The following is a 12,038-nucleotide window of genomic DNA, read 5'->3' as shown; positions in this document are numbered from 1 at the left end:
GAATGCCAGGGCGGTGCCCTGGTAGGTGGGCAAGGCGGAAGAAGCCAGGAATTCCCAGGCGTACCAGGGCTTTCCCGACTCCGGTGCTGCTGCGGCGTAGCGCAACGATAACCGCGGGTGATCCCCGCGGCAAGGGGCAGATCGAGTTTTCAGGGATGTGAACGAATGGGGCGTTCACCGGCGTGAGTCAAGCCGATTTCGCTTGGTGGTACACGGTTCCGGTGAGCGGGAAAGACCATCCTGAAAAGGGCGACAATTCTTTTGTGGACGAAGGTGGTCCACAAAGTCTTGTCGAGTTCTTGCGGGCTACTGGCGGTTAACGTCGTTCGGACAGGCCACAAAGGACAGTCACAACGTCCGGAAAACCAAACCCGCCCTCGTCAGTCGTTCGATCAGCGCGTCCCCCATCGCCGCCGCGGTGGTCACCTGCCCCGCGGTGTCCGGCAACGCGTCGAAAGCCAGGCACAGTGCCGATTCCGCCAGCATCTTCGCCGTCTCGTCGTACCCGGGGTCGCCGCCGGCGACCTCGGTGGTCACGCGCTCCCCGCCGCCCTCGCCGAGGAACCGCACCGAGAACCAGGACTTCGCCCGCCGTGCGAGGCTCGGGCCCTGACCGGGGGCGAGCAGCTTCGACAACGCCTCCCGCGCCGGCGCCAGCTGGGCAGCGGTGAACAGCGCGCCCGCGCCGGCCGTGGCGCCCACCATCGACGGCAGGCCCGCGAAGGCGGCGAAGTGGCGGTAGCGAAAGTCGGGCCCGTAGCGCGCCACGGCCCGCGCCGAGTGGCCCACCACCTGCGGGTCGATCGTCGGCAGCGGCACCGCCCACTGCCCCGTGCCCGGCACGCGGTGCGGCCCGCCCACCGGCACCCGCACCCGGCGGCCCTGCGGCGCCGGTTCCACCGCCGCGCGTTCCGCGGCGGCCCGGTTGGCCGCCTTCTGCCGGGAGAACGCCGTCATTGCGGTCAGGAACGTGCCACCCGAAGGCAGGGCCCCGACCCGGACGTAGCCGTCGACGCGCAACGGCACGTCCGCGGGCAGCTGCCGCACGGTGTACCAGGCGCCGAGGTCGTGGGGGATCGAGTCGAAGCCGCAGCTGTGCACCAGGCGCGCGCCGGTGGCGGCGGCCGTGGCGTGGTGCGCCAGGTACATGCGGTCGACGAACTCGGGCTCGCCCGTGAGGTCGACGTAGTCGGTGCCTTCGGCGGCGCACGCGGCGACCAGCGGCTCGCCGTAGTGCAGGTACGGCCCGACGGTCGTCGCCACCACCTTCGTCGACGCGGCCAGCGCCCGCAGCGACGCCGGGTCCGCGATGTCGGCGCTGAGCAGCGGCAGGGTGCCCAGCCGCTCGTCGATCGCCGCCAGCCGGTCGCGCACGCCCGAGAGCTTGGCCCGGTTGCGGCCCGCGAGCGCCCACCGGCAGCCGGGCGGGGCGGAGCGCGCGAGGTACTCCGCGGTGAGCGTGCCGGTGAAGCCGGTGGCGCCGAACAGCACCAGGTCGTAGTCGGCCATGCGCGTGCCTCCCGAGACGGTCCGCTGCCGAGGTTAACCGCCGGAATCTCCACCCGCGCGATGTGGTTGACGCAGGCATGGCGGACTTCGGGCGGGACATCACCACCGGCTACTTCCTCGTGCCGAACGCGGCCGACCCCCTGGTCGAGCACGCGCGTGAGCTGGAACGGCTGGGGTTCGACCACCTCGCCGTGCAGGACCATCCCTACCAGCGCCGGTACGTGGAGACCTTCGCGCTCCTGGGCGTGCTGCTCGGCGCGACCGCGAAGATCCGGGTGTTCCCCGACGTCGCCAACCTGCCGCTGCGCAACCCCGCCGTGCTCGCGAAGGCCGCGGCCAGCCTCGACCTGCTCTCCGGCGGCCGCTTCGACCTGGCCGTGGGCGCCGGCGCCTTCTGGGACGCGATCGAAGCCTACGGCGGCCCGCGCCGCTCTCCGGGTGAAGCCCTCGCCGCCGAGGAAGAGGCGCTGACCGTGATCCGCAAGATCTGGAGCGGCGAGCACAACCTCCGCTTCGACGGCCGCTTCCACACCCTCGCCGGCGCCCACTCCGGCCCCGTCCCGGCGCGCCCGATCGGCCTGTGGCTCGGCTCGTACGGTCCCCGCGCGCTGCGCCTCACCGGCCGCCTCGCCGACGGCTGGGTCGTGAGCCTGCGCGACGACCCCGCCGACGTCCTCCGCATGACCACCGCCCTCGACACCGCGGCGGTCGACGCGGGCCGCGACCCGGCCACGATCCGCCGCGTCCTCAACGTCGGCGCCACCCCGACCGCCCCGGACCTCACCGACTTCGCCCTCGGCGCCGGCTTCGACACCTTCGTCCTCTCCGGCGCCGACGACCACGCCACCCGGACGTTCGTCAACGAGACGATTCCGCAGGTCCGCGAAGAGGTCGCCGCCGAACGCACGGCGTAGCTCTCCGGGGTCTACGAGGGTGTTCGGCGGAGTGCCGCCGCGCCGGCGGATTCACGACGGCGCGGCGGCCGCTGCCGAACGTCCGGAGGCCCGCCGTCCAAGGGGCAGGGGCGTTCAGCGCGAAGACCCGCAGGTCGCTTGGCCGCCGCGCAGACGTTCGCCGGACCTCAGCTGCGTCGGCTGGTGCTCGACCGCGCAGGAGTACACGAAGACCGCGACGGAGAATCGCCTACAGGTCCGCGGTCCAAGGCCCGCGCGGGTGCTCCGTGGGCTCGAGCCACAGCCGCGGCTGGAACGGTTCGTACTCGGCCGCGAACCCGTCCTCCGTCGGAAAACGACCGGCCGGATCCGGCCACAGCACCTGCAGGAACGGCACCGCCGGTTCGGTCGCCCGGTAAAACCCCCGCGCCGTGCCGAAGAAGGCTCTGTGCCAGCCCATGTCGACCGGCCGGAGCGTGAGCTTCGCCGCGCCGGCCACGGTCACCGGGGAGCCGGCCTCGAGCCGCAGCCCGGCCGCCACCTGGTCGCCGATCGCGTTCAGCAGGTCCATGCCCGAGTCCGGGTCGAGGCCGAACACGGCCAGTTCGGGTGAGCGGAACGAATGCCACAGCCCGACGGTGAACGTCCACCCCGCGCTCACGTGGTCCTCGGGGATCGCGAGCAGCCCCCAGCCCGGGTCGGCGACGTGCTCGACCAAGCCCGCGTCGACCGCGTCGAGCCGTGCGCGATCCCCGTAGTCCCGGCACACCACGCACTTGCAGGTGGTCGCGTCGTCGAGAGGCATGGCGGGAACCATATCCGGGCACTCCCGGTGACCATCGTCCACTGTGGAGTGCCCGCGTTCTCATTAAAGGGATGGTAAAGTGACGGTACGATGACTGCTGCCGCCGCCACCGCGCCACGGCACCGGTCCATCGTCGGGCTGCTGCTCGTTGTGCTGCTGACGCTGGGGATCGCCGCCCCGGGCCTGGCTGCGGAGGCTTCTCCGCAGCCGGTGCCGATTGCCGAAGCTCAACCACACTTCGTTGCCGCGCAACCGATCCGGGCCGCCGAGCCACCGCGGGCAGTCACGGCGATGCGGCCGGCGCACGACGACGCGAAACCGGCCCTGATCACCCGGCCATCCGTCCCCTTCGCCGCCCATCCCCTCCCGCTCGCCACCCCGCCCGACCAGGCCGCGGCACCTCGGCCCGATGAAACCGCCGCAGGCACCCCCGCCTCGCCGGCGCCGCACCGCGAAACGACCACCGCCACCACCGCCAGGGCCCCTCCCGCGCCCTGAGTACGTCCGAAAATCCCGTACTCACCTTGGTGGAGGTTTCCATGACCAACGGTCATGCCCTGCTGGCCGTCGGCGGCGCGTTCCTGGCAGCCGGAGTCGTCGCGCGGCTCGGCACGAAGATCGGCCTGCCCACGATCCCGCTGTTCATGCTCGCCGGCTTCGTCTTCGGCCCGCACACGCCCGGCTTGTCGCTTGTGGACGACCCCGCCGAGCTCGGTGTGCTGGCCGGGCTGGGGCTGGTGTTCCTGCTGTTCTACCTCGGGCTCGAGTTCTCCCTCGACGACCTCGCGCGCGGCGGCCGCAGACTCGCCGCGGCCGGTGTCGGCTACCTGGTGCTCAACATCGGCGGCGGGCTCGGGTTCGGCTTCGCGCTGGGCTGGGGCACGCGCGAAGCCCTGGTGATCGCCGGCGCGATCGGCATCTCGTCGTCGGCCATCGTCACCAAGCTCCTGCTCGAAACGCGCCGGATGAACAACCCCGAATCCCGCCTGATCATGGGCGTGATCGTGCTCGAAGACCTGTTCCTCGCGCTCTACCTGGCGCTGCTGCAGCCCGTGCTCAGCGGCGCCGACGGCTTCGGTGCGGCGCTGGCCGACTTCGGCAAGGCGCTCGCCTTCCTGCTGGTGCTCGCGGCGCTGGCGCGCTGGGGCGGCCGGGTGGTGTCGCGCCTGTTCGGCTCGGCCGACGACGAACTGCTCACCGTGTGTTTCGTCGGCGTCGCGGTGCTGGGCGCGGCCGTCGCCGAAGAGGTGGGGGTGTCCGACGCGATCGGCGCGTTCATGGTCGGGATGATGCTCGGCGGGTCGAAGGTCGCGCCGCGGGTGCACAAGCTGGTGCTGCCGCTGCGCGACGCGTTCGGGGCGCTGTTCTTCTTCATCTTCGGCCTGTCGATCGACCCGGGCGCCGTGGGCACCGTGGTCGTCCCCGTGCTCGCCGCGGTGGCGCTCACGCTGGTGCTCAACCTCGCGGCCGGCGCGTTCGCGGCCCGGCTGCACGGCTTCGACCGCCAGGCCGGCGTGAACATCGGCCTCACCGTGCTCACGCGCGGCGAGTTCTCGCTGGTCCTCGCCTCGCTGGCGGTGGCGGCCGGGCTCGACGAGCGCGTGGCCCCGTTCGTGGCGGGGTACGTGCTGCTCCTGGCCGTGATCGGGCCGCTCGCGGTGGTGCGCTCGGAGCGGATCACCGCGTGCGTGACGAAGCGGCTGACCAGGTTACGCGCGTGAGCGGGAGACCCCGGGCATATTCGGAAGCCAGCCCGGTCACGCACCGCTATCCTCGATACAAGTATGTCCACTCAATCCCCCCTTGAGGCACTGCGCGCGCGCCTGCCCGAGCTGATGTCGCGCGACGAGCACCGCCTGCGCCGCCGGCTCGACGGCGCGCGCCGCTCGCGTGACAAGCAGGCCGTGACCGAGCGCATCGCCGCCGACGTGACCGCGGCCGAGCTGCGGGTGCAGCGTCGGCGCGAGAGCGTGCCCAAGATCGAGTACCCCGAAGAGCTGCCGGTCAGCAAGCTCAAGGACGAGATCGGCAAGGCGATCGCTGAGAACCAGGTGGTGATCGTCGCTGGCGAGACCGGCTCGGGCAAGACGACCCAGCTGCCGAAGATCTGCCTCGAGCTGGGGCGGGGCATCCGCGGCCAGATCGGGCACACGCAGCCGCGCCGCCTGGCCGCGCGCACGGTGGCCGACCGCATCGCGAGCGAGCTGAAGACCGAGCTGGGCGACGCGGTGGGCTACAAGGTGCGCTTCACCGACCAGTCCGGCCAGAACACGCTCGTGAAGCTGATGACCGACGGCATCCTGCTCGCCGAGATCCAGACCGACCGGATGCTGCGCCAGTACGACACCCTCATCATCGACGAGGCCCACGAGCGCAGCCTCAACATCGACTTCATCCTCGGCTACGTGAAGCAGCTGCTGCCGCGCCGGCCCGACCTCAAGGTGATCATCACCTCGGCGACGATCGACCCCGAGCGCTTCTCGAAGCACTTCGACAACGCGCCGATCGTCGAGGTCTCCGGCCGCACGTACCCCGTCGAGGTGCGCTACCGGCCGATCACCGACCCGGAGGATCCCGAAGCCGACCCGGACCGCGACCAGACGCAAGGCATCCTCGACGCCGTCGCCGAGCTCAGCGCCGAAGGTCCTGGCGACGTGCTGGTGTTCCTCTCCGGCGAACGCGAGATCCGGGACACGGCCGACGCGCTCAACCGCCTCGATCTGCGGGGCACCGAGGTGCTGCCGCTCTACGCGCGGCTCTCGTCGGCCGATCAGCACCGCGTGTTCCAGCGCCACACCGGCCGCCGGATCGTGCTCGCCACGAACGTCGCCGAAACGTCGCTCACCGTGCCGGGCATCAAGTACGTGGTGGATCCGGGCAACGCGCGCATCTCGCGCTACAGCCACCGCACGAAGGTGCAGCGGCTGCCCATCGAGGCGATCTCGCAGGCCTCGGCCAACCAGCGCAAGGGGCGCAGCGGCCGCACGTCCGACGGCATCTGCATCCGGCTGTACTCCGAAGAGGACTTCGAGTCGCGGCCCGAGTTCACCGACCCGGAGATCCTGCGCACCAACCTCGCGTCGGTGATCCTGCAGATGACCTCGCTCGGTCTCGGCGACATGGCGGCGTTCCCGTTCGTGGAGCCGCCGGACCGCCGCCAGGTCACCGACGGCGTGCAGCTGCTGCAGGAGCTCGGCGCGTTCGAGCCGGACGACACCACGAAGCTCACCGAGGTCGGGCGCAAGCTGGCGCTGCTGCCGGTCGACCCGCGCATGGGCCGCATGGTGCTGGAGGCCGCGCGCAACGGCTGCGTGCGCGAGGTGATGATCATCGCCGCCGCGCTGTCCATCCAGGACCCGCGCGAGCGTCCGGCGGAGAAGCAGCAGGCCGCCGACCAGCAGCACGCGCGCTTCGCCGACCCGACGTCGGATTTCCTCGCGTACCTCAACCTGTGGGAGTACGTGAGCGAGCAGCAGAAGGCGTTGACGGGCAACCAGTTCCGCCGCCTGTGCCGCGCCGAGTACCTCAACTACCTGCGCATCCGCGAGTGGCAGGACATCTTCAGCCAGCTGCGCCAGCTGGCCAAGCCGCTCGACATCTCGCTGAGCACCACCCCGGCCGACCCGCAGCACGTGCACACGTCGCTGATCGCCGGGCTGCTCTCGCACATCGGCCTCAAGGACCCGGCGAAGGGCGACTACCTCGGGGCTCGCGGCGCGCGGTTCTCGGTGTTCCCGGGTTCGGCGCTGTTCAAGAAGCAGCCGCGCTGGGTGATGTCGGCCGAGCTGGTGGAGACCTCGCGGCTGTGGGGCCGCGTCAACGCGCGCATCGAGCCCGAGTGGGTCGAGCCGCTGGCCGCGCACGTGGTGAAGCGGTCGTATTCCGAGCCGCACTGGGAGCGCAAGCAGGGCGCGGTGATGGCGATCGAGAAGGTGACGCTCTACGGCGTGCCGCTCGTCGCCGACCGGCGCGTGAACTACGGACGCATCGACCCGGAGCTTTCGCGCGAGCTGTTCATCCGCCACGCGTTGGTGGAGGGAGACTGGCAGACCAACCACCACTTCTTCGCCGAGAACCGCGCGCTGCTCGACGAGGTCGAGGACCTGGAGAACCGCGCCCGCCGCCGCGACATCCTCGTGGACGACGAGACGCTCTTCGAGTTCTACGACCAGCGCGTGCCGGCCGATGTCGTGTCCGTGCGGCACTTCGACAGCTGGTGGAAGAAGACCCGGCGCGCCGACCCGGACCTGCTGTCGTTCGAAAAGTCCATGCTCATCAACGAGACCGCGGGCGGCGTCCGCGAATCGGACTACCCCGACTCGTGGACGCAGGGCTCGCTGGTCTTCGGCCTCACCTACCAGTTCGAGCCGGGCGCCGACGCCGACGGCGTCACCGCGCACATCCCGCTGCCCGTGCTCAACCAGGTCACGCCCGACGGCTTCGACTGGCAGGTTCCGGGCCTGCGTTCGGAACTGGTCACCTCGCTGATCAAGTCCCTCCCGAAGGCCCTGCGGCGCAACTTCGTGCCGGCGCCCGACACGGCCGCGTACGTCCTTTCGCGAGTGTCGCCTTCGGACGGGCCGTTGCTCGAGGTCCTGTCCGACGAGCTGTTCACTCTGCGGGCGGTCGACGTCCCGCTGTCGGCCTACGACCTGGCTTCGGTACCCGAGCACCTGCGGGTCACGTTCCGCGTGGTCGACGACCGCGGCCGCAAGGTGGCCGAGGGCAAGGACTTGGAGGCGCTGAAACTTCGCCTCGCGCCGAAGGTCCGCGAGACGATTTCGAAGGCCGCCAACAGCATCGAGAAGGCGGGCCTGGTGCAGCCGTCGTTCGGTTCGCTGCCCAAGGTTTTCGCGTCTACTCAACGCGGCCACGACGTGAAGGCGTATCCGGCGCTGGTCGACGAGGGTGCGACCGTGGCCGTCCGGTTGCTGGACACGCCGGGCCAGCAGTCGCACGCGATGTGGGCCGGCACGCGGCGGATGTTGCGGCTGAACCTGAACTCGCCGATGAAGTTCATCACCCGATCGCTGTCGAACTCGTCGAAGCTGGTGCTGAACCGCAATCCGCACGGCAGCGTCGCCGCGTTGCTGGAGGATTGCGTGGACTGCGCGGTCGACTCCCTGATGGCCGCCGCGGGCGGACCGGTGTGGGACGAGGCCGGGTTCGCGGTGCTGCTGGAGAAGGTCCGCGCCGGCCTCAACCCGGCGGTGCTGGCCGTGCTGACCGACGTCGAACGCATCCTGCGCGCCACGATCGACGTGGAGACCCTGCTGCCGGACACGCGCGGCCCGGCCGAGTCCCTGTCAGACATGCGCGCTCAGCTCGCCGGGTTGGTCCACGCGGGCTTCGTCACGGAGACCGGCGCCGCCCGGCTGCGCGACGTCGAGCGCTACCTGCGCGGCATCTCCCGCCGCCTGGACAAACTCGTCTCCGAACCCACCCGCGACCTGCAACGCACGGCCGACATCGCGTGGATCACGGGGGAGTACCGGTCGGCTCTGGCGTCCTTGCCACCGGGCACCTCGTCGCCCGCGCTGTCGGAAGTGCGGTGGGGGATCGAGGAACTGCGGGTTTCCTTCTTCGCGCAGACGTTGGGCACCGCGTATCCGGTGTCGTTGAAGCGGCTGACGAAGTCGCTGGACGACGCGGTGGCCGCTATTTGACGACGAGCGTCGTGGTCGCCACGCAGGCGGACACGATTCCGGCGAGTGCCGACAAGGTGGCGGCCTTGCCGCCGATACTGGTCAAGACAGTGGCCGCCGCTTTGCTCCACGCTTGCTGTTTCACGGCGAGCCTGAGCTTCTCGAACTTGTGCTGCCGAAGGTAGCAGCCGAGTAGGATGCCGTTGGCGTTGTTGCGGCACAGCTGGTTGGCGCGCGTGGGGGCGCAGCACCACATCGGTGCCTGGAACAGGCAGTAGAGCACCACGAAAACCGACATGATCGCGATCGCGCCCGGACCGACCGACGGCACGAACCAACAGCACGCGACTGCGGCGAGGACCAGATATCCCCACAGCCTGCCCAGTTTTCGTTTCGTGGCTTTCCTGATCATGCGAAGGAAACGTACTGATCATCGACCGCGGTCCGCTACCTGCGTGAGAGGGAATCCCGCGTTGTTGGCGCTGTGGGAACTGCACGGTGTGCGATCTTCGTTGCCCCGAAAGAATTTCTTCCCGCTGCGCCGTGTGGTGCCTGGGGTGGAAGGGTCAGCCGATTCCTGTGCGCAGCCGTGCCGAGTCCTGGCCCGGGGGGATGCCGAACTGGCGGCGGTATTCGCGGCTGAACTGGGAGGCGCTGTCGTAGCCCACGGCGTAGCCGATGGCGGCCACGTCGTCGTCGGTGCGGCTCAGCAGGAGCAGGCGGGCTTCCTGGAGGCGGATGTGTTTCTGGTACTGGATGGGCGTCATGGCCGTGACGGCGCGGAAGTGGCGGTGGAAGGACGATTCGCTCATCGCGGCGAGGCGGGCGAGGTCGGCGATGCGCAGGGACTGCGCGTGGTGGTCGCGGATCCAGCGGATGGCGCGGCCGACGTGCGAGAGGCTGCTGTCCGCGAGGCCGATCTGGCGGATGGTGCCGCCCTGGGCGCCTGTGATGAGGCGCCAGAGGATCTCCTTCTCGATGAGCGGCGCGAGGACGCGGCGGTCGCCCGGGTGGTCGGTGAGGCGGAGCAGGCGGACGAAGGCGTCGAGGAGTTCGGGTGACGCGTCGCTGACCGTGATGGCCGACGGGGCGGCCGGAGTGGTCGTGGTGGTGCCGGTTTCCAGCAGGAGGGCGGCGATGGCTTCGGGTTTGAGGATCAGGCCGGCGCCGAGGAACGGGTGCGTCGGGCTGGCTTCGACGAAGTGGCCTGTTACCGGCATGTCCACGGTGACGACGAGGTACTGGCCGGCGCCGTACTCGTAGGTGCGGTCGCCGGTGCCGATGCGTTTGCGGCCCTGCGCGACGACGGCGAGGACCGGGCCGGTGAGCGTGGCGGCCGGGTCGGTGGGGGCGGGTTCCTTCGACAGCATGAGGCTGCCGGGGAGGTCGGTGCGGCCGGCGTGTTCGGTGATCAGGGTGCGCAGCTCGTCGAGGGACACGGTTCGATTCGACCACGAGCTGGTGGATGGGGGCAACTGGCGATGGTGACAGGATCAGGCAAGAGGGTGGGGGTTTCGGGCTCACGGTTCGGTGCGCGGCGCTGGTGGAATCGAGGGGTCGGTGAAACTCTCGGTTGTCAGGAGAAATCCCTGTGAGTCTTGATTCTTACGTCCACCTCGGTCGGTCGGGTCTTGTGGTGAGCCCGTTCTGCCTCGGGGCGATGAACTTCGGTGAGGACACCGGTGTCGGGTGCAGTGTCGAGGAGTCGGAGAGGATCCTGCAGACCTACCTCGATCGCGGCGGGAACTTCATCGACACGGCGAACTTCTACACCAACACGCACTCGGAGAAGATCGTCGGCGATTTCCTCGCGGCGACGCCCGGGCTGCGGGATCGGGTGGTGCTGGCGACGAAGTTCTTCGTGAACCTGCACCCCGGGGATCCCAATGGTGGTGGGGCGGGGCGCAAGGCGATCCTGCACCAGCTCGATGACTCGTTGCGTCGGCTGGGGACGGATTACGTCGACGTGTACTACCTGCACAACTACGACCGGTTCACGCCGGTCGAGGAAACGCTGCGGGCGTTGGACGATCTGGTCACCGCCGGGAAGATCCGGTACGTCGGGTTTTCGGATACGCCGGCGTGGTTCACGGCGAAGGCGGCCGCCATCGCGGAGTTTCGCGGGTGGGCGCCAGTGGTGGGGTTGCAGATGGAGTATTCGTTGCTGGAGCGCACGATCGAGGGGGAGTTGCTGCCGCTGGCGGAGGACGCGGGGATCGCGATGTTGCCGTGGAGTCCGTTGAAGAGCGGGTTCCTGTCCGGCCGGTACACCCGGGATGGTGCTGCCGCGGATACGAGGCGTGGTGCTGCGTTCGGGGTGGGGCCGTCGGAAGAGGAGTTCCGGGTGATCGATGTGGTGGTCGGGATTGCGAAGGAGCTCGGGGTCAGTCCGGCGGTGGTGGCGTTGGCCTGGGTGCGGGGGCGGCCGGGGATCACGTCGACGTTGATCGGGCCGAGGAAGGTGGCGCATTTGACGGAGAATTTGGCGGCGCTGGAGGTCACCTTGAGCGCCGAACACAGCGCGGCGCTGGATGAGGTCTCAGCGCCGCGCCTCAACTTCCCGGCCGAGCTGAACCGAGACATGGCTCCGTTGTTGCGCTATGCGGGTGCGACGGTGAACGGTCGGGAACACGGCGTGTACCCACCGTTGCTCCAGGACTCGACGCGGTACTGACGCTCAGACTGAGGTCCAGCAGTACAAGTGGGCATTCGTGGGCCTGGCCTGCTTGGCGAGGGCGGCGAGTTCGTCGACGACCGGCAGGAGGTCTGCGGCGGTGGCCTCGCCGCCGAGGTCTTCGGCGTGGGACCAGAATTCGGCCAGTTCGCGGCGGCGGGGTTCGTCGGTGGTGGCGATGGCGTCGCGGAATTCGTCGGTGAGGGTGAGGACGACCACCTCGCCTTCGCCGGCTTCGGCGACGAGCTTCATGGCGCGGGGGTTGTCGGCGGCTGCTTCTTCGGTGGTGCCCGTGAGGAAGGCCTCGGCGCGGGGGACTTGGAGGTTCGGGTCGATGCCGTTGAACGCGGCCGACGGGAAGAGGGAGGCCGGGCCCGCGGGGGCTTCGAGGGAGGTTGCGGCTTCGGCGTCCGAATTGGCCGTGAAATAGGTGTATTGCATGAGGAAACTCAACCACAGGGCGCCCTGGTGGAAAAGCGGAGTGGGTTCAGGGCGCCCTGTGGGGTGAGGAG

10 protein-coding genes are annotated in these 12,038 nt (G+C 69.8%); 5 read left to right on the top strand and 5 right to left on the bottom strand.

What is annotated here, in order from left to right; genetic code table 11:
* Window positions 1-348 precede the first annotated feature (348 nt).
* The gene (locus tag VSH64_RS24335; protein WP_326564978.1) at window positions 349-1,509 is read right to left on the bottom strand and encodes a saccharopine dehydrogenase family protein; all 1,161 of its coding nucleotides are present in this window, start codon (window positions 1,507-1,509) and stop codon (window positions 349-351) included.
* Window positions 1,510-1,586: 77 nt separating this feature from the next.
* Between VSH64_RS24335 and VSH64_RS24330 the strand changes: the two genes are divergently transcribed.
* Window positions 1,587-2,423: an LLM class flavin-dependent oxidoreductase gene (locus VSH64_RS24330; RefSeq protein WP_326564977.1), complete on the top strand. Its 837-nt coding sequence runs from the start codon at window positions 1,587-1,589 to the stop codon at window positions 2,421-2,423.
* A 229-nt stretch (window positions 2,424-2,652) separates the two neighbouring features.
* On the opposite strand, the gene VSH64_RS24325 is transcribed toward VSH64_RS24330, so the two are convergent.
* Window positions 2,653-3,207, bottom strand: coding sequence for a DUF4262 domain-containing protein (locus VSH64_RS24325; protein WP_326564976.1), 555 nt, complete (start codon window positions 3,205-3,207; stop codon window positions 2,653-2,655).
* A 90-nt stretch (window positions 3,208-3,297) separates the two neighbouring features.
* Here VSH64_RS24325 and VSH64_RS24320 point away from each other — a divergent pair, with 90 nt between their 5' ends.
* The 3 genes from VSH64_RS24320 (at window position 3,298) to hrpA (ending at window position 8,873) form a co-directional block, all read left to right on the top strand.
* Window positions 3,298-3,705: a hypothetical protein gene (locus tag VSH64_RS24320; protein ID WP_326564975.1), complete on the top strand. Its 408-nt coding sequence runs from the start codon at window positions 3,298-3,300 to the stop codon at window positions 3,703-3,705.
* A 41-nt stretch (window positions 3,706-3,746) separates the two neighbouring features.
* On the top strand, window positions 3,747-4,928 hold the full coding sequence (locus tag VSH64_RS24315) for a cation:proton antiporter (RefSeq protein ID WP_326564974.1): 1,182 nt from the start codon (window positions 3,747-3,749) through the stop codon (window positions 4,926-4,928).
* A 63-nt stretch (window positions 4,929-4,991) separates the two neighbouring features.
* The gene (hrpA, locus tag VSH64_RS24310; RefSeq protein ID WP_326564973.1) at window positions 4,992-8,873 is read left to right on the top strand and encodes an ATP-dependent RNA helicase HrpA; all 3,882 of its coding nucleotides are present in this window, start codon (window positions 4,992-4,994) and stop codon (window positions 8,871-8,873) included.
* Here the strand turns inward: hrpA and VSH64_RS24305 are convergent.
* Both VSH64_RS24305 and VSH64_RS24300 read right to left on the bottom strand, forming a co-directional pair.
* A complete protein-coding gene (locus VSH64_RS24305) occupies window positions 8,866-9,264 on the bottom strand; it encodes a hypothetical protein (RefSeq protein WP_326564972.1) in 399 nt (132 codons plus the stop codon). The two genes, hrpA and VSH64_RS24305, sit on opposite strands and share 8 nt — an antisense overlap.
* Window positions 9,265-9,418: 154 nt before the next feature.
* Window positions 9,419-10,291: an AraC family transcriptional regulator gene (locus tag VSH64_RS24300; RefSeq protein ID WP_326564971.1), complete on the bottom strand. Its 873-nt coding sequence runs from the start codon at window positions 10,289-10,291 to the stop codon at window positions 9,419-9,421.
* 152 nt (window positions 10,292-10,443) lie between these two features.
* Between VSH64_RS24300 and VSH64_RS24295 the strand changes: the two genes are divergently transcribed.
* On the top strand, window positions 10,444-11,526 hold the full coding sequence (locus tag VSH64_RS24295) for an aldo/keto reductase (RefSeq protein ID WP_326564970.1): 1,083 nt from the start codon (window positions 10,444-10,446) through the stop codon (window positions 11,524-11,526).
* Window positions 11,527-11,529: 3 nt separating this feature from the next.
* Here the strand turns inward: VSH64_RS24295 and VSH64_RS24290 are convergent, their stop codons facing one another.
* Window positions 11,530-11,967 carry a hypothetical protein gene (locus VSH64_RS24290; protein ID WP_326564969.1) on the bottom strand — a complete coding sequence of 146 codons (438 nt, stop codon included), beginning with the start codon at window positions 11,965-11,967 and terminating at the stop codon, window positions 11,530-11,532.
* Window positions 11,968-12,038: the final 71 nt, after the last annotated feature.

This window comes from Amycolatopsis rhabdoformis (assembly GCF_035918295.1).
In the GTDB taxonomy this organism is placed as follows: Bacteria; Actinomycetota; Actinomycetes; order Mycobacteriales; family Pseudonocardiaceae; genus Amycolatopsis; species Amycolatopsis rhabdoformis.
This window is presented reverse-complemented; position numbering and strand designations above follow the sequence as displayed.